Genomic DNA, 16,184 nt, shown 5'->3' with positions numbered 1-16,184 from the left:
GGGGGCTGGGCAAATTTTGAAATTCCCCAGTCAGCCCATACATCGCCGATCACCTGTGGGAGCGGGCTTGCTCGCGAAGACGCCATCACCTTCAACATTGATTTGACAGGTACACCACCTTCGCGAGCAAGCCCGCTCCCACACTCGACTGAGTTGATCCCTGTGAATTATTTTTTCTTCAGGCAATCACTCATGAACGCCTTGCGCTCATCACCCTTGAGGGCTTTGGTGGCGGCGTCGGCATTGCAGGTTTTCATTTTCTCTTGCTGCGGTGTCAACGCTTTACCGGCATCGTTTGCCGCCGGTGCGGCCTTCAGGCAGGTGCTCATGAATGCTTTGCGCTCGTCGCCCTTGAGGCTCTTGGCCGTGGCGTCGGCGTTGCAGGTGGTCATCTTGTTCTGTTGGGCTGTGGCGGCGAAGCCCTGGGAACAGAGCAGCAATCCGATCATCAACAAAGGGGCACGCAACATCTTCATGGAGTTTTCTCCTGGTCGCCACACCGAGGGGCGCGGCCTCGTACTGGAGTGTAGACAACCCCTGTTACACCTTCCTGTTCTCCAGATGGCTGCGCCGATACTGCTCCGGTGTACACCCGGCCTGGCGCTGGAACATCGCGATAAACGCCGAACCGGTGCTGTAGCCCATGTCGAAGGCGATCTCTTGAATGCTGCGCTGGCTATCCAGCGCTTCGATCGCCGCCAGAAAACGCAGGCGCTGGCGCCACTCACCGAAACTCATGCCCAGTTCCCGCACGAACTGCCGTGCCAGGGTGCGTTCGCTGACATGGATGCGTGCGGCCCATTCCGACAGGGGGCGGTTATCCCCAGGCTCGGCCTGCAATGCTTCCAGAATCCCCAGCAATCCTGGGCTGCTGGCGTAGGGCAGATAGCACTCGTGCACCGGGGCCTGTTGCAGTTGATCCACCAATACCTGGGCCAGACGCTGGTCGGCGGCCTGCTCGGGAATTTGCACGTCCCGGGCGGCGAAGTCCTTGAGGATCGCCTTGAGGATGTCGCTGATGGCCAGGGTGCAGGCACGCAGCGGCAGATCGGCGCACACCTTGGGTGCCAGGCACACCGCGCGGTAGTTGACCGGTTGGTGGCTGTAGAAACTGTGCTCGATCTGCGGCGGCACCCACACTGCGTATTGCGGTGGCGACATGAAACGGCTGCCCCCGACGTCCATGTGCAACACGCCGTGGGCTGCGTACTCCAGCGTCCCCCAGGGATGTCGATGGGGTGCGGCGTATTCGTGGGCGTCGAAATCGGCGTAGCGGAAATACACCGCCGACGGCAGTTCGCTGAAATCCAGCAGGTCGATGTGTTTACTGCTCATGCTGTCTGTCATCAGGGGCGGATTGTCTGGACCGAAGTATAGGCTTGCATCCAGACAAGCGGATAATTGCCCCTCATTAACGTTCTGGTTTTTCCCGATGCAATACGCTTATCCCCTGCTGGCCATTTTTATCTGGGCCGGCAACACCGTGATCACCAAAATGTCGGCCGGGGCGATTTTCCCCGCCGAAATCGGTTTCTACCGCTGGCTGCTGGCCGGATTGCTGTTCACGCCCTTCATGCTCAAACCCGTGCTCGCCCATTGGCCGCTGATCCGCCCGAAACTGGGCAAGATCTTTGTCCTCGGGGTACTGGGCATGGCGGTTTATCAAAGCCTGGCGTACTTCGCCGCGAGCCTGACCTCGGCCACCAACATGGGCATCATCCTGTCGCTGATGCCACTGATGTCGCTCGCCATGGCGATCATCAGCCTCGGCCAGCGCCTGACCATGGGTGCCTTGGCCGGCGCGATGCTCTCGTTTGCCGGTGTTCTGGTGGTGGTGTCGTCCGGTAGCCTTGGCGCATTGCTGGAGCACGGGGTCAACCTGGGCGACGCGATGATGCTGGTCGCCACCCTGGCCTACGCGGTCTACAGCACCCTGTTGAAAAAATGGCAGCTGAAACTGCCGCCGCTGGTGCTCCTGTATTTGCAGGTGCTGGTGGCCGTGGTGGTGCTGTTTCCGCTGTTCCTCGCCTCACCGAAAGTCGGCCCGACCCTGCAGAACATTCCGCTGGTGCTATACGCCTGCCTGCTGGCGTCGATGGTCGCGCCGCTGGCGTGGATGCAGGCAGTGGTGCGTTTGGGGCCGAGCCGTACCACGCAGTTTTTCAATTTGCTGCCGTTGATCACCGCATTGATTGCGGCGGTGGTGTTGCATGAACAATTGGCGATGTATCACTTGGTAGGTGGTGTGTTGACGCTGGGCGGGGTGATTGTTTCCGAGCGCTGGACTACCGTGCTTGGTCGCAAGATAAGCGTTGTCTGATCCGAAGCTTTCGCGAGCAAGCCCGCTCCCACATTTGGAATGCATTCCCATGTGGGAGCGGGCTTGCTCGCGAAGAACGATAACGCGGTCTAAAGTCCAGCCGCGCTTAGCCGCGCCGCATGCTCGACAAACAACCGGATCGGCTCGGCCCCCTTGCCGACCAGCCCCAGCGACTGATTGACGATATCGAAGTGATCCAGCGGATACTCATCGCCAATCACCGTCCCCAGGTGCGAGCTGTAGCGCCCGACCATGCCGTCGCAATGCCCGGCTTCGCGGACGAAGGTCTTGGCGAACAGTCGGCAACTGCGGTTGGTGCCGTCCAGCAGGTTGCGCCCGCGATCGGTAATGCCCGGCTGCAAGGTACCGGACCAGGAGTAATAGCGCACGCCGTTTACCTCTTCCGGCCCGTGACCGCCCCAGGTTTCGGGCAAGCCCTGTGGATAACGTCGGTTGAACAGCGTCACGCCAGCGCTGGTGAGGGAGTGATGGGACGCATGGATATCCACCGGCAGCTTCGGCCCGCGGTAACCGGTATCCAGCAATGTCATCAGTGCGCTGACCATCCGCAGCAAAAAGCAGAGCAGACGACCACGGACGCTGTCATGGGGATAATGCTTGTGCAGATAATCGGCGAGCTCAGAACCATGGTTCGGCCCCGCCACCGAGGTCACCGATGCCACGAGATCCGGACGCCTGGCGGCGGCGTAGCGGGCGGTCAATGAGCCTTGGCTGTGACCGATCAGGTTGACCTTGTCGGCCCCGGTTTCCCGCAGGATTTCCTCAATCCGCGCCAACAGTTGCTCACCGCGCACCTCATTCGAATTGAGCGGCGAAACCTGCACCGCGAACACCACCGCACCACCACGGCGCAACGCTTCGACGATCCCGTACCAGTACGGATAAAGCACCAGACGGATGAATCCGAGCATTCCCGGGACCAACACCAGCGGGTAGCGCGGGGCAGAACCTTGCGACATGGGCGGACATCCTTGTGATCGGGGGGTAACGCAAGGCGGGATGCAAGACATCCGCCAAGCATCGCCAGCGAAGATGACAAGTCTATGTCATCCGCCCTACTTCAACCCCACCACGCCCGCAACGATCAGCCCGACCGACAGCAACTTGACCAAGGACAGGCTTTCGCCCAGCAGCGCAAACCCGAGGAACACCGTGCCCAGTGAACCGATGGCGGTCCAGATCGGATACGCGATGCTCACCGGCAACTCGCGCATGGCCAGGGTCAGAAAATAAATCCCGCCCACGGCGGCCACCACAGTGATCAGCGAAGGCCAGAGCCGGGTGAAGCCCTCGGCGTATTTCATGCCCATGGCGAAGGTGACTTCGAACCCGGCGGCGACCAGCAGAAACAGCCAGGCCATCTAGAACTCCCGGGCCAGCGCGAGCAAGCGCTGTTCAGCTTCGGCGGCGGAGACCTCAAAAGTGCGCGCCTCGGACTCTTCGCCCTCGGCGGCGACCACGGTGACGTCGGTAATGCCAATGAAACCCAGCACCGTGCGCAGTAACGTGTCGGCATGGTTCATGGCTTCCAGCTCACCGCCCGGCCCGAAACCAAACCCGCCACGGCTGGTGATGATCAGCGCCTTTTTGCCCTGCACCAAGGGTTCGTACTGGGCCACGCCATTGTCCAGCGTGTGATTGAAGGTCAGGCCGAGCCGCACGATCTGATCGATCCACGCCTTGAGGCCGCTTGGCACGCTGAAGTTGTGCATGGGCGTGGAGATCACCAGCAAGTCATGGCCCAGCAGTTCACCGACCAGTTCATCGCTGAACGCCAGATCGGCCTGCATCGATAGCGGCCGCGCCTCGGGTTCTGGGTAAAACGCGGCGGCTACGAACGCCTCATTGACCGGCGGAATCAATGCTCGTCCGACTTCGCGGCGAGTCAGGCGCAATTGTGGATTTCGGGCCTGCAAGGCCGAAAGAAACACCTCGGTCAGACGCCGGGAATGAGAACGTTCGCCTCGTGGGCTGGCATGGATTGCAAGAATTTTACTCATCTGATTCTCCTCAAGGACTAAACTCAAACCGCTTGTGGCTTGCAGCTTGAAGCTCGCAGCTGTTCGTCTTCAAATGAGCAAAAATCAGTCGGGATGAATTGGTTTCATCCATGGAGTCTTCAATGTTCGCTTCGCTGCCATTGACCGCCCTGCGGGCCTTTGAATCCGCCTCACGCCTGCTGAGCTTCAAGGCTGCCGCCGAAGAACTGGCGGTGACGCCGACGGCGGTGTCGCACCAGATCCGCTCCCTGGAAACCTGGCTCGGCGTGCCGCTGTTCGAGCGTCTGCCGCGCCAGGTACGCCTGACCGAATGCGGCGAACGCCTGTTCCACAGCCTGCACGGCGCCTTTCTGGAAGTGGCGCAAAGCGTCGACACCCTGCGCCCGCAGCGCAGCGGCGCGAGCCTGACGATCTCCACCACCGCTGCCTTCGCCGCCCTTTGGCTGGTGCCTCGCCTGGGACGTTTCTACGCCCGGCACCCGAACATCAACGTACGTCTCGACACCCATTGCGAAGTCATCGATCTGCATCAGGATGCCAGCGTCGATCTGGTGCTGCGCTACAGCCTCGACGATTACCCGAACCTGTACGGGTTGTGCTTGTTCGATGAGTCCTTTGGCGTCTACGGCTCGCCGGAACAGGTGGCGCTGGCGTCGAGTCGCACACCCACACTGATCAGCGTGCGTTGGCACAACTCCAAACTCTATGCCCACGGCTGGGAGGCCTGGTGCGCCCGTTCCGGCGAAACCTGGCTGAGCGGCCCGCCCGCCGTGCGCGAATACGACGAAGAGCATTACGCCCTGCAAGCAGCCATTGCCGGCCAAGGCCTGGTGCTGGCGAGCAATATTCTTGTATCGGAAAGTGTCGCCAGTGGGTTGCTGGTGCCATACCGGGGTGACATCCAGGTGGATGGCGCCGGGTACAGCGCATTGTGCGTGCCGGGGCGCGAACGTCATCCGCCGGTGCGGGCGTTTTTTGCGTGGTTGGCCGAGGAGGCGGCGTTGTCGGGATTACTGCCAAAACCGAAGGCTTCTACTGCGGCGTATTCTCTGTAGAAAAACCAGCGCAGGCTGCGATTGTTCGATCACCAAACTACTTCAAACTTTTCACAGCGCTCATCACTCACGGCTTAGGCAGCGTTCACTCCCATAAAAGGACGAGAACATACTGATGATATGACGGATACTTTAAAAGACCTATAACGACCACCAAGCCTTATCGAAAATTGTTGCAACGAGCTTTAGTTCCACCCCTCCCAAAGCAACACAGACATTATAAAGTTACAAACAGCCGCTAGACTTTCACCATCCGCCACTTATATTAAAAGCACAGGCAAGAAGCCTGATGATAACTAACAAAGGACTATAACAATGCATGTTGAACAACGACTTGAATTTATTGATTCCCTGCCATCAATATTGACTCCAACCCCACGAGTGATGGCTTTTTCAGATGCACCTGAAAATCTGACAAGCAATCCTCAACATGACATCGACAAACCAACCGCAAGTGTTATGCCGGATACGATTGATGCTTTTCTTCCTGGTGTTTCGGAACAGAGCATCAATGATGTCAATCTTTGCAAGTTAGTCATGCAGAACGCTGCGACAAAACTTTATCCCGAAGACTCGCAACTCTTCGAATGGTACAAATACTACGTGGACGGCCTGAGTAAACTTGGCTGGGTTACCCAGAACAGGAATATCCAGGAAGTCACCATCAGGAGAGCGGCCCTGACCATGGACCAAGTTGCCCTGGAGATTGCGGCGGGGCTGATCGGAGCCAATGCTGCAGCCATCTTGGCAAATGTAGCTAAACAGGCAGTTGATGCCGTACAGAAAAACCCGGCGGCCATCCAGATCTTTGATCGCAACCAAAAACTCGGTACCCAGGCCAAATTCGACATTGCGCCAGTCTGGGCTGATAAAAACGGGCAACCGAACATGATCCTCAACTTTATATCCCTGGATGTGCGGGAAAGTACCCGAGGCATACTGTTCTGGAAGTCGACTACCCAATCAACCACCATAAAATCCGGTGCGGTGCGCAGCTATCTAGATACCAAGGTTTTTTCCGGCTTGCGTGACACTCTGTATGGCAAATACAGTGAAAGCGGAAAAAAACTCATTATAGATCTGCCTGACCTTTAACTACCCCGGAGATTAAATCGGCAATACCCGTCGATTTAATCTTCAACGCACCACCCTGAGCAGAGCCAATGATGAACAACAGCATTATTGATATTTATCTTGCCAATGGCAATATCACAATTTTTTGCGGTACACATTCCGACGAATTCAAAAGCGACATTTTAAACTCCAGCTTGCTTGCCGAACTTATGGCAGCAAAGCAAAGCAATGATCGCGACTTATCTTGGAACACCTACACAGATACAATCAGAAAAACTGGCTGGATAACTAATAGTCGTACAGCTCAGCGCCTTGAATTCAAGAGTGCAAGCCTTTTGAATCTGGTAATAGAATGCGCCAGTAGCGACTTGCCAGGCTATGAACGACAAGCTCTTATTAACGCGTTTTCGGAACTAAAGAAACTTCCGCCTGGCTCGTTGGCCATTGAGACACTCATCAACAAGCTTCAAGTCAACGCGTCTGCCACTGGTACACCAATGGAAAATGCGCCGATTTCAACGGCTGCCTTGCTGACAATTGTTCGTCAGGATAAAGCCGTTATCACCCTGCAAATCGCGTTCAAAACAACCAGTGGGGTTGCAATCGACATCCTCGACCAACCTGTGTTGAAGGCAATCAAGGACGGAAAAAACAACTTCCGGTTACTGCGTAGCTCGTTGGATGGGCGCCAGTACAACCAGATCAGAGACGCCGTCATAGCAAAGCTGGGAAGCAAGATAGAATCCGAGTTGCTTCATGTTCAAGCGCCGACTTCCTGAATCAAAAGCTCAAATGCAACCTGATGCTCAGGTGCTCCCGGAGTTTCGGCAGTGCCTGAGCATTTCTGCAGGTACAGTTCAGTTCTTCACCGTCTTCGGCGCCTTACCCGCCTTCATCTGCTCCAGCAACGGTGCGCACTGGTTCGGCTCACCGCCACTCGGTGCAACCAGTGCCAGCAACCCCGCTGCCGGGGCGGCGATCACGCCCAGCGCCACCATCCCCGCTCCGCGTAGCATCAACGGCACCGCTTTCACACCGGCATCAGGCTTGATGAACTTGCCCCGTACATACAGCGGCGAGCGCAATGAAATCAGGCGCCACCCCTTGGATTCCGGGGTGATGGTCAGGTCCAGTTGTTCGGTCGCCATGTTCGCCGTGCCATCGATGTAAACAATGGCGTTCTCGGTATCGAACACGAACAAGCGGGTACTCGCCAGGCCGGACTGGATGCCAAAGTCGGCGGCTGCGCAGTTGATCTTCACTTCCTTGTCGCCAAAAATCTTGCCGACCACGTAGTTGCCGACGTTCAGGCCCGCCAGTTCCATCAATTCACGACTGATGGCGCCATCGTTGATGAGCATTTTCAGATTGCCGTTGGCGCTGCCCAGCAGTTTGGCCACCGAATTGCCGCGCCCACTGATATCAGCGTCGCCATTGAGTTCGCCGAAACTGGTTTTCATCGGTTCAAAGCCAGGGAACAACTGCTTGAGCTTGAAGCCTCGCGCAGTGAGCCTGGCCTGGCCTTCCAGTGGATCGGTGTGGCCATTGAGGCGAATTTGCGCATCCAGCTTGCCACCCGCCACGCCGAAGCGCAGCGGTTCAAGACTGAGCACGCCATCGGTGAGCACCAGGTGCGTGTAGAGGTCGTTGAACGGCAGTTCTTCGTTGTGCACGATGCGTTTGCCGGTGAACTCGACATCCGCATCCATATCGCGCCAGCGATCGGTCTTGAACTCTTCGACCGGCAACACTTTATCGGCCGGTTGTTTGCTGTCACCGCCACGAGCCTTCTGTTTGGCGTTGGAGTCGGCGCCGATCAACGGGGCCAGGTCGGCAAACAACAGTTGATTGGACAGCAGCGAGCCACTGAGTTTTGGCCGTGGCTGGCTGGCCAAGTAAGTCAGATTGCCGTGGATGTCGCTTTCGCCGATCTTGCCGTTGAATTCTTCATAGCGGAACACTGCGCCACCCGCCTCGTGCAACTTGGCGATCAGATGGCCGTCGGTGGCATAGGGCGGCGTGTCCGGCAGGGTTACGCCAGTCAGCGGATAGAGATTGCCCAGACTGGTACCGGCCAGTTTCAGGCGCAAGTCGAGGGCGCCCAGGTTCATCGGATCGGTGAGGGTGCCGGCCAGTTCGACGCTGGTGTCAGCGATCTGCACTTGGGCCTGAAGCGGAAACGGCCTGGCCGCATCCTGCAAGGCCAGCAGGCCGCCGATCTTGCCCTCGCCCGCGAGTTTCTGGCCGTGGTACTGGCCTTTGACCTTCAGAGCGAACGCGTAGTCCTGGGGCGCAGCGCCCTGTTCCAGCGTGGCTTTCGCGGCTTTGTCGCCCACGATATCGCTGAACGGGATCGGTTTGCCCAGCGGATCGATCAGCAGATCGAGCTGAGTCTTCAGGTTCTGGTCGTCGAGGGTGACGTGGCCCTTGTCGAAGCCGATCGCACCGATATCCACCACCCAGCTGGAAGGTTCGGCGTTCGGGTCTTTTGGGTCGAATTTGAACGTCCAGTTGGCGCGCCCGTCTGCCAGACGTTGCAGTTCGGCATTCGGTTCGGTGAGATCGATACGCGGGATCACCACCCGCTGCGTCAGCAAGGCCAAGGGTGAAATACGCAGTTCGACGCGCTTGAGGGTGACCATCTGCGGTTGCTTCGACCAGTCCGGGTTGCCCAGGCTGAGGTTCTCGGCCACCACGTGGGGCCACGGCACCCAGGCGCGCCAGCCGCTTTCATCGGGCTCGGGCCGCCAGATCACCGACAGATTGCCGTTGATGGCGAAAGCGCGGTGCAGTTCTTCGGAAACTTTGGTATTGAGCGGCGGTTTGATCCGGTTCCAGTCGAAGAACACGATGATCAGCACCAGCACCACCAGCAAGGTAAGGAAACTGGAAAGGGTCCACACAAGCATTTTACGGGTGCGCGTCATTGCACAGGGCTCCTGATACGACTGGGCGCCCCGACTGCGACGCCCCTGTGAAACAGCGAGCCGAAAGCGGCCCGTCATGAAGTCTACGACTGATAAAAACCCGGCAGGTTTAATCGAAAGACCGATTTCGCCGAATTCGCCCAGTCCAATACTGACCGATCAGTCGATCAGCGTTACCACCCCCGCACTTTTGCACGTCACAGGTGGGTCGAAAATACCCACAACGGTGCAAAACTGATCGCCGGAAACGCCCGTTCTAGAGCGCCCGCAGCAAACAATCAATTCCGTTGATTATTACCATTGCGTTTATGAACTTTCATATCGACTTATCGAGAGTAGCATTGCTCTCGTACCCACTTATTCGCCCTCCCAAGGAGCAAAATAATCATGAAACGCCAATTACTGTTTAGCCTTACCCTCTCGATGCTGGCCAGCACCGCATTTGCCCTGCCTGCCGCTGACCAGGCTACTCCACAAGTGAAAGACAGCCGCTCGGTGTTCAGCCAAACCGTCGCCGAAGGCGGTAATGATCGCCTGAAAGAAAAAGGCCTGATCACTCAGGATGGCTCAGACCGCACTCCACAAGGCCAGACTCTCGCTGCCGATGGTACCGACCGTACGCCACAAGGCCAGACCCTCGCCGCTGATGGCACCGACCGTACGCCACAAGGCCAGACCCTCGCCGCTGATGGTACCGACCGTACGCCACAAGGCCAGACCCTCGCCGCTGATGGCACCGACCGTACGCCACAAGGCCAGACCCTTGCTGCCGATGGCACCGACCGTACTCCACAAGGCCAGACTCTCGCCGCCGATGGTACCGACCGTACCCCACAAGGCCAGACCCTCGCTGAAGGTGGTTCGGATCGCACTCCACAAGGCCAGACCCTCGCTGAAGGTGGTGGTGACCGTGTAATCGAACGCAACAGCGCCGTGAGCTAAGCCCCATGGCCGCCTTGAAAAAAAGCCCAATCCACGGATTGGGCTTTTGACTTTTCAGCGGTCCGCTTGATAGATGCCGCACTTCCCCGCGTGATCCCCCATACAGTCGTTCGACGCCGGCAAAGCCGATTTGCTAGAGTGCGCCGCGTCCCTGTCCAGAAAACGCCCTTGCGATGCTGCCCCGCGCCGAACAGAAACAACAAACCCGTAACGCCCTGATGGACGCTGCCCGGCGCTTGATGGATGGCGGCCGAGGATTCGGCAGCCTGAGCCTGCGTGAAGTCGCGAAAACCGCCGGGATCGTACCGACCGGTTTCTACCGTCATTTTGCCGATATGGATGAACTGGGCCTGGTGCTGGTCAGCGAAGTCGGCCAGACATTCCGCGAAACCATTCGCCTGGTGCGGCACAACGAATTCGTAATGGGCGGCATCATCGATGCCTCGGTGCGGATCTTTCTCGATGTGGTCAGCGCCAACCGTTCGCAGTTCCTGTTTCTCGCCCGCGAGCAGTTCGGCGGTTCGCTGCCGGTGCGCAAGGCCATCGGTCGTTTGCGTGAAGACATCAGTTCGGACCTGGCGGCGGATTTGTCACTGATGCCAAAACTGCAGCATCTGGACATCGCCGACCTGAGCGTCATGGCCGACCTGATCGTCAAAAGCGTGTTCGCCACCCTGCCGGACATCATTGATCCGCCAGCCGAGGACTTGCCTGAACACCTGACACCCCAGGCGAAAATCACCCAGCAGCTGCGGTTTATCTTTATCGGCCTCAAGCATTGGCAAGGACTCGGCAGTACCGAGTAAACCTGTGGGAGCGGGCTTGCTCGCGAAGGCGCCATCACTTTCAACATGGATGTGACAGGTACACCGCCTTCGCGAGCAAGTCGAATCGTCGCACCGCCGCTCCCACATTGAACCGCGTCGCTTCAACTTGGTGCGCAAACCAAATGCCGCGCACCAACTTCACCCAGAATTCTCATCCCGCCGACACTTTCCCTACGGTTCCGACAGGCATTTCCTACGCCTCCCCACGATTGGCAAGCCCCTTGCTCTAGCCTGAGCATCGTCCATTGCTGGAAGCCTTCCGATGCTGGTGATTCATCGCAGAATCGACCCTCAACCTGTTTGGGCCGCCGAACTGCACCTGACGTTCGAAGCCCGCAGCAAAAGCCGTTTGCGCTGTTTCAGTGCCGAGGGCGAAGACGTCGGGCTGTTTTTGCAGCGCGGCCAGCCGCCGCTTTACGACGGCGAATGCCTGCAGGCCGAAGACGGACGAATCGTGCGAGTCTGCGCCCGCCCCGAACAATTGCTGCACGTCACCTGCGCCAATGCCTTCGAACTGACCCGCGCGGCCTATCACCTGGGTAACCGCCATGTCGCCCTGCAAGTCGGCGACGGCTGGTTGCGCCTGCTCGACGACTACGTGCTCAAGGCCATGCTCGAACAACTCGGTGCCGATACCTCGAACATCGAAGCGCCATTCCAGCCGGAACATGGCGCCTACGGCGGCGGCCATCATCATTCGCGCCACGGTGATGAAGACTTCAACTACGCGCCGAAACTGCACCAGTTCGGCGTACGCCCATGAACCCGGCCTGGGCGCTGCTGCGCCTGGCCAGCCCGCAATTGCCGATTGGTGGCTACAGCTACTCCCAAGGGCTGGAAATGGCTGTGGATAACGGTCGCGTTCACGATCCCGACAGCGCCCGCCGCTGGATCAGTGATCAATTACTACTGAACCTGGCCCGCTTCGAAGCACCGCTGCTGCTCGCCCATTGCATCGCCGCCAGCGAGGAAAACTGGAGCGAATTGCTGCAACGCTGCGAGGAACACCGCGCCAGTCGCGAAACCCGCGAGTTGCATCAGGAGAGCCGACAGATGGGCTACTCGTTGCAGCAATTGCTCAATGGCTTGCCGGAACTCGACACACCCGCCCGCGCCTTCCTCGAACAACGCAGCGAGCCACATCTGGCCCTGGGCTGGGCCTTGGCCGCGCGCGCCTGGCAGATCAGCCCGCAGGACGCATTGGCCGCGTGGCTATGGAGCTGGCTGGAAAACCAGTTGGCGGTGCTGATGAAGACCTTGCCATTGGGTCAGCAAGCCGCCCAACGCCTGACCAGCGAACTGTTGCCGCTGCTTCAACAAGCTCAACAGAACGCCACCCGAATCGATCCCGATCACTACGGCAGCGCCACTTTCGGCCTGTCCCTGGCGTGTATGGCCCACGAGCGCCAATACAGCCGCCTGTTCCGTTCCTAGGGCCTGTTATTTTGGAGAATCACATGAACACACAACCCCTGCGTGTCGGCATCGGCGGCCCGGTCGGCTCCGGCAAAACCGCCCTGACCCTGGCCCTGTGCCTGGCCCTGCGCGAGCGCTACAACCTGGCCGTCGTGACCAACGACATCTACACCCGCGAAGACGCCGACTTTCTGGTGCGCAACGAAGCCCTGGCGCCGGAACGCATCATTGGCGTGGAGACCGGCGGCTGCCCGCACACGGCCATCCGCGAAGACGCCTCGATCAACCTCGAAGCCGTGGACCAACTGAACCGCCGCTTCCCGGGACTGGACCTGATTCTGGTGGAGTCCGGTGGCGACAATCTCTCCGCGACCTTCAGCCCGGAACTGTCCGACCTGACGATCTACGTGATCGACGTCTCGGCCGGCGACAAGCTGCCGCGCAAGGGTGGGCCGGGGATCTGCAAGTCCGATCTGCTGGTGATCAACAAGATCGACCTGGCGCCCCTGGTGGGTGCCTCGCTGGAGATGATGAACAGCGACACCCAGCGCATGCGCAACGGCAAGCCATTTGTCTTCAGCAACCAGAAAACCGGCCAGGGCCTGGAACAGATCATCGCCTTCATCGAACGCCAGGGCTTGCTGACCGCGGCCTGATCACCACTTCAACAAGGAAGCTTATCCATGACACTCAAACGCATCCTCGGCACCCTGGCCTTGCTGCTGACGCCAGCCCTAGCCTTCGCCCACCCGGGGCACGGCGACAACGGCTTGATCGCCGGTATCAGCCATCCCATTGGCGGCCTCGACCACTTGCTGGCGATGTTCGCGGTCGGTCTGTGGGCAGCGCAGCAACAAGGGGCCGCACGCTGGGCGCTGCCCTGCACCTTCGTCGGCACCCTGCTGATTGGCGGACTGTTGGGTTTTGAAGGATTGAACCTGCCGGTACTGGAAAGCGCGATTGCCGCGTCGGTGTTGGCGTTGGGTCTGGCGGTAGCGTTGGCGGTGCGTCCACCGTTGGTGATGGCGGTGGGTGCGACGGCGGTGTTTGCGCTGTTCCATGGTGTGGCACATGGGCTGGAACTGCCGGAGATGTCGAGTCCATGGACCTATGCCGCAGGCTTTGTCGCCGCGACGGCGGTGTTGCATGCAGCAGGTTACGCGCTGGTGCGGGCGTTGCCGCAGGCCGCCGCGCCGTTGGTGCGACTGGCGGGCGCAGCTTCAGCAGCGACCGGGGTGTGGTTACTGGCGGGTTAATTCTCTAGTGCCTTCCACGGCCTCTTCGCGAGCAAGCCCGCTCCCACATTGGAATGCGTACACCTGTGGGAGCGGGCTTGCTCGCGAAGGCGGCCTGACAGACACCGCATCGCTCAGGCCGACCTCTCTGCTAACATGTCGCGCAATCGCCCCTGCCGTGACGACGCCAGCCAATGCCGCCTGTTTCCCGCTCCGCCTCCCAGCCTGAATTGACCGCCCTGTTCGCCTCGGTGCAACAGCACTTCCTGAACGTCATCGTGCCGCTCTGGCAAGGCCCGGGCTGGAACGCCGACATGGCGTTGCCTTATGAGGCGCTGGACGCCGAACACCAACCGCTGCCACCGCAACGCTACCGGGCCATGGCCTGTGCCCGGCAACTGTATCTGTTTGCCAGCCTGATCGGTCAGGTGCCAGGCGCCGAAGAGCGTGCCGCCGCGTTGTTCCGCTCGTTGCAGCGGCACTTCCACGATGCCGAGCACGGTGGCTGGTTCTACAGCGTCGATGCACAAGGGGCGCCGCTGGATCCGCGCAAGGACCTCTACACCCACGCATTCATCCTGTTTGCCTGCGCCCATTACTGGGACAAGGTCCGCGAGCCGCTGGTGGAGTCGGTACTCAACGCCTCGCTGGAAGTGGTCGCCCAACGTTTCGCCACGGGCGACGGCCTGTACGAAGCCACCCTCGACCGCGACTGGGCATCGCTGGACAGCGGCCCTTTGCAAAACCCGCTGATGCACCTGGCCGAAGCTTTCCTTGCCACGCTGTCGGTGCGTGAAGACCTTGATGTGCAACACGCGCTCGTTGAGTTATGCACAGCCATGCACGCGCGCTTTATCGATCCGCAGCACGGCGTGCTGATGGAAAAGCCGCTGGGGTCTGTGGATAACTGGTTTGAACCGGGGCATCAGTTCGAGTGGTATTACTTGCTCGAGTCATCCGCTCTGCTGCGAGTCTCGAAACTGCATGATTCGCTGCAACGTGCTTTTGCCTTCACCGAGCAATTGGGCGTCGATCTACAGACCGGCGCGGTGCGGGCCATGCTCGACCTCGAACCGGGCGGCGGCGTCCGGGACGCCACGCAGCGTATCTGGGCCCAGGCCGAGTACCTGCGCGCATTGACGCTGCGCCCGGACAGCGAAGCGGATGTACTGCGTCAATTGCAGGCGTTGCAGCAGCGTTCGCTGCACGCAGGAGGCTGGTTTGAATGTCGTGATGAGCACGGTGAAGTCAGCCGCCGCGACATGCCGTCGACCACGCCCTACCACCTGGCGACCTGTTATCGCGGGTTAGCGGACTATCTCGGCTGACGTTGTGGCGAGGGAGCTTGCTCCCGCTGGGGCGCGAAGCGGCCCCTAAACCTGCATTGCGACTGTTTCGCAGCCGAGCGGGAGCAAGCTCCCTCGCCACAAACCTCTTGTTGATCACTCAGTCCACTTGCGATCCCCGGTAAAGCTGATGGTCAGCCATCGCGCTGCATCCGGCTTACCGAGCTTCGCGGAAATTTCCTCCCGCAAACTGTCCAGTTGCCCTACTCCGTCGAGCCAGTAATCCTTCGGCAATACGATGTGAATCTCGATAAAACAGGCCCTGCCGTGTTTCTGCACGTAGGAAATGTAGTCGTCAAAACCATGTTCAACCTTGGCCACGTCCATCACCTGGCGCACCTTGTCGTCCAGTTGATCCGGGACGATCCCCAACACATCGCGCAATGCCGGTCCGAGGATTTTGAACGCAGGAGGAAGCATGCCCAAGGCCAGCAGAATCAGGATCATCGGGTCGACATACACCGCCCACTTGTCGTAACCCTGAGTCTTGAGCAGCAGCGCAATCAGGAAACTCACCAGCAGTCCCGCCGACAGCATCGCGTCCACCAGCCAACTGATGTTGTCGAACTGGATCAGCGAAGATTTGAGTGTGCGATTGCAATGGCGGACGTAGAAAAAATAAATGAGCTCGACGACGGTGAACACTGCCGCATAGACGATCACCAGTCCGAGCTCGACCTCGCGGCCACCACTGATGATGCCGAACACGCCGTTGAGAAAGGCGTAAATGGCGACCAGGAAAATGAAGCTACCCTCGATCACCAACACCATGGGCTCCAGGTGCCAGGAACCGAACTGGAAACGCTGATTGCTTTCCTTGGCGATCAGCCGGGCGGTGATCAGCATCAAGACCTTGATGAAGGCCGCGACTAACGAAAAGAAGCCATCGAACAGGATGGATTGGGCACCCGAAGCAAAACCGGTGATGATCCCGGCGAATGTCACGGCGAGCATCAGGAAGGTCGATTGTTTGAGCAGCGACTGCTCGCCTCGATTACTCACTTGATCTCCTCTAATACCT

At 59.2% G+C, this 16,184-nt stretch carries 18 protein-coding genes; 11 read left to right on the top strand and 7 right to left on the bottom strand.

Annotated features, from left to right (window positions below; translation table 11 throughout):
- Positions 1–167: 167 nt before the first annotated feature.
- On the bottom strand, positions 168–476 hold the full coding sequence (locus AC07XF_RS18420) for a PsiF family protein (RefSeq protein WP_495027561.1): 309 nt from the start codon (positions 474–476) through the stop codon (positions 168–170).
- Between the two features lie 64 nt (positions 477–540).
- Positions 541–1,335 (bottom strand): AraC family transcriptional regulator, encoded by a 795-nt coding sequence (locus AC07XF_RS18415; RefSeq protein WP_495027560.1) that lies wholly within the window; start codon positions 1,333–1,335, stop codon positions 541–543.
- 97 nt (positions 1,336–1,432) lie between these two features.
- Between AC07XF_RS18415 and AC07XF_RS18410 the strand changes: the two genes are divergently transcribed.
- A complete protein-coding gene (locus AC07XF_RS18410) occupies positions 1,433–2,320 on the top strand; it encodes a DMT family transporter (protein WP_495027559.1) in 888 nt (295 codons plus the stop codon).
- Positions 2,321–2,409: 89 nt separating this feature from the next.
- On the opposite strand, the gene AC07XF_RS18405 is transcribed toward AC07XF_RS18410, so the two are convergent.
- The 3 genes from AC07XF_RS18405 to AC07XF_RS18395 form a co-directional block, all read right to left on the bottom strand.
- The gene (locus AC07XF_RS18405) at positions 2,410–3,300 is read right to left on the bottom strand and encodes an alpha/beta fold hydrolase (protein ID WP_495027558.1); all 891 of its coding nucleotides are present in this window, start codon (positions 3,298–3,300) and stop codon (positions 2,410–2,412) included.
- A gap of 96 nt (positions 3,301–3,396) precedes the next feature.
- The gene (locus AC07XF_RS18400) at positions 3,397–3,702 is read right to left on the bottom strand and encodes a DMT family transporter (RefSeq protein WP_495027557.1); all 306 of its coding nucleotides are present in this window, start codon (positions 3,700–3,702) and stop codon (positions 3,397–3,399) included.
- Complete coding sequence (locus AC07XF_RS18395) at positions 3,703–4,341, bottom strand: FMN-dependent NADH-azoreductase (RefSeq protein WP_495027556.1); 639 nt, start codon at positions 4,339–4,341, stop codon at positions 3,703–3,705.
- Positions 4,342–4,451: 110 nt separating this feature from the next.
- Here AC07XF_RS18395 and AC07XF_RS18390 point away from each other — a divergent pair, with 110 nt between their 5' ends.
- The 3 genes from AC07XF_RS18390 to AC07XF_RS18380 all read left to right on the top strand — a co-directional run bounded on the left by AC07XF_RS18390 (position 4,452) and on the right by AC07XF_RS18380 (position 7,249).
- On the top strand, positions 4,452–5,396 hold the full coding sequence (locus AC07XF_RS18390) for a LysR substrate-binding domain-containing protein (RefSeq protein WP_495027555.1): 945 nt from the start codon (positions 4,452–4,454) through the stop codon (positions 5,394–5,396).
- Between the two features lie 315 nt (positions 5,397–5,711).
- A complete protein-coding gene (locus tag AC07XF_RS18385; RefSeq protein ID WP_495027554.1) occupies positions 5,712–6,491 on the top strand; it encodes a hypothetical protein in 780 nt (259 codons plus the stop codon).
- Between the two features lie 71 nt (positions 6,492–6,562).
- Complete coding sequence (locus AC07XF_RS18380; RefSeq protein WP_495027553.1) at positions 6,563–7,249, top strand: hypothetical protein; 687 nt, start codon at positions 6,563–6,565, stop codon at positions 7,247–7,249.
- Positions 7,250–7,327: 78 nt separating this feature from the next.
- On the opposite strand, the gene AC07XF_RS18375 is transcribed toward AC07XF_RS18380, so the two are convergent.
- Complete coding sequence (locus AC07XF_RS18375) at positions 7,328–9,397, bottom strand: AsmA family protein (protein WP_495027552.1); 2,070 nt, start codon at positions 9,395–9,397, stop codon at positions 7,328–7,330.
- Positions 9,398–9,784: 387 nt separating this feature from the next.
- Here AC07XF_RS18375 and AC07XF_RS18370 point away from each other — a divergent pair, with 387 nt between their 5' ends.
- The 7 genes from AC07XF_RS18370 (at position 9,785) to AC07XF_RS18340 (ending at position 15,145) form a co-directional block, all read left to right on the top strand.
- Positions 9,785–10,339 carry a WD40 repeat domain-containing protein gene (locus AC07XF_RS18370; protein WP_495027551.1) on the top strand — a complete coding sequence of 185 codons (555 nt, stop codon included), beginning with the start codon at positions 9,785–9,787 and terminating at the stop codon, positions 10,337–10,339.
- A 173-nt stretch (positions 10,340–10,512) separates the two neighbouring features.
- The gene (locus tag AC07XF_RS18365; RefSeq protein WP_495027550.1) at positions 10,513–11,145 is read left to right on the top strand and encodes a TetR family transcriptional regulator; all 633 of its coding nucleotides are present in this window, start codon (positions 10,513–10,515) and stop codon (positions 11,143–11,145) included.
- A gap of 283 nt (positions 11,146–11,428) precedes the next feature.
- Positions 11,429–11,929, top strand: coding sequence for an urease accessory protein UreE (gene ureE, locus AC07XF_RS18360; RefSeq protein ID WP_495027549.1), 501 nt, complete (start codon positions 11,429–11,431; stop codon positions 11,927–11,929).
- Positions 11,926–12,600, top strand: coding sequence for an urease accessory protein UreF (locus tag AC07XF_RS18355; RefSeq protein WP_495027548.1), 675 nt, complete (start codon positions 11,926–11,928; stop codon positions 12,598–12,600). The genes ureE and AC07XF_RS18355 overlap by 4 nt, the downstream gene beginning before the upstream one ends.
- 23 nt (positions 12,601–12,623) lie before the next feature.
- Positions 12,624–13,238, top strand: coding sequence for an urease accessory protein UreG (gene ureG, locus AC07XF_RS18350; RefSeq protein ID WP_007979691.1), 615 nt, complete (start codon positions 12,624–12,626; stop codon positions 13,236–13,238).
- A 27-nt stretch (positions 13,239–13,265) separates the two neighbouring features.
- A complete protein-coding gene (locus AC07XF_RS18345; protein ID WP_495027547.1) occupies positions 13,266–13,838 on the top strand; it encodes a HupE/UreJ family protein in 573 nt (190 codons plus the stop codon).
- Between the two features lie 173 nt (positions 13,839–14,011).
- Positions 14,012–15,145, top strand: a complete 1,134-nt coding sequence (locus AC07XF_RS18340) for an AGE family epimerase/isomerase (RefSeq protein ID WP_495027546.1) — start codon at positions 14,012–14,014, stop codon at positions 15,143–15,145.
- A gap of 114 nt (positions 15,146–15,259) precedes the next feature.
- Here the strand turns inward: AC07XF_RS18340 and AC07XF_RS18335 are convergent, their stop codons facing one another.
- On the bottom strand, positions 15,260–16,165 hold the full coding sequence (locus AC07XF_RS18335) for a cation diffusion facilitator family transporter (RefSeq protein ID WP_495027545.1): 906 nt from the start codon (positions 16,163–16,165) through the stop codon (positions 15,260–15,262).
- Between the last annotated feature and the right edge of the window lie 19 nt (positions 16,166–16,184).

Source organism: Pseudomonas sp. GW821-FHT01C01 (assembly GCF_059422645.1).
The sequence above is the reverse complement of the archived record's forward strand: the minus strand, read 5'-3'. Positions and strand labels throughout refer to the sequence as shown.

What these genes read in the sequence shown, in the direction of transcription:
- AC07XF_RS18380 (WP_495027553.1), top strand. Translation starts at nt 6,563, where the DNA reads ATGAACAACAGCATTATTGATATTTATCTTGCCAATGGCAATATCACA.
- AC07XF_RS18420 (WP_495027561.1), bottom strand. Translation starts at nt 476, where the DNA reads ATGAAGATGTTGCGTGCCCCTTTGTTGATGATCGGATTGCTGCTCTGT.
- AC07XF_RS18410 (WP_495027559.1), top strand. Translation starts at nt 1,433, where the DNA reads ATGCAATACGCTTATCCCCTGCTGGCCATTTTTATCTGGGCCGGCAAC.
- AC07XF_RS18385 (WP_495027554.1), top strand. Translation starts at nt 5,712, where the DNA reads ATGCATGTTGAACAACGACTTGAATTTATTGATTCCCTGCCATCAATA.
- AC07XF_RS18355 (WP_495027548.1), top strand. Translation starts at nt 11,926, where the DNA reads ATGAACCCGGCCTGGGCGCTGCTGCGCCTGGCCAGCCCGCAATTGCCG.
- AC07XF_RS18370 (WP_495027551.1), top strand. Translation starts at nt 9,785, where the DNA reads ATGAAACGCCAATTACTGTTTAGCCTTACCCTCTCGATGCTGGCCAGC.
- AC07XF_RS18345 (WP_495027547.1), top strand. Translation starts at nt 13,266, where the DNA reads ATGACACTCAAACGCATCCTCGGCACCCTGGCCTTGCTGCTGACGCCA.
- AC07XF_RS18340 (WP_495027546.1), top strand. Translation starts at nt 14,012, where the DNA reads ATGCCGCCTGTTTCCCGCTCCGCCTCCCAGCCTGAATTGACCGCCCTG.
- ureG (WP_007979691.1), top strand. Translation starts at nt 12,624, where the DNA reads ATGAACACACAACCCCTGCGTGTCGGCATCGGCGGCCCGGTCGGCTCC.
- ureE (WP_495027549.1), top strand. Translation starts at nt 11,429, where the DNA reads ATGCTGGTGATTCATCGCAGAATCGACCCTCAACCTGTTTGGGCCGCC.
- AC07XF_RS18390 (WP_495027555.1), top strand. Translation starts at nt 4,452, where the DNA reads ATGGAGTCTTCAATGTTCGCTTCGCTGCCATTGACCGCCCTGCGGGCC.
- AC07XF_RS18395 (WP_495027556.1), bottom strand. Translation starts at nt 4,341, where the DNA reads ATGAGTAAAATTCTTGCAATCCATGCCAGCCCACGAGGCGAACGTTCT.
- AC07XF_RS18375 (WP_495027552.1), bottom strand. Translation starts at nt 9,397, where the DNA reads ATGACGCGCACCCGTAAAATGCTTGTGTGGACCCTTTCCAGTTTCCTT.
- AC07XF_RS18365 (WP_495027550.1), top strand. Translation starts at nt 10,513, where the DNA reads ATGCTGCCCCGCGCCGAACAGAAACAACAAACCCGTAACGCCCTGATG.
- AC07XF_RS18400 (WP_495027557.1), bottom strand. Translation starts at nt 3,702, where the DNA reads ATGGCCTGGCTGTTTCTGCTGGTCGCCGCCGGGTTCGAAGTCACCTTC.
- AC07XF_RS18405 (WP_495027558.1), bottom strand. Translation starts at nt 3,300, where the DNA reads ATGTCGCAAGGTTCTGCCCCGCGCTACCCGCTGGTGTTGGTCCCGGGA.
- AC07XF_RS18415 (WP_495027560.1), bottom strand. Translation starts at nt 1,335, where the DNA reads ATGAGCAGTAAACACATCGACCTGCTGGATTTCAGCGAACTGCCGTCG.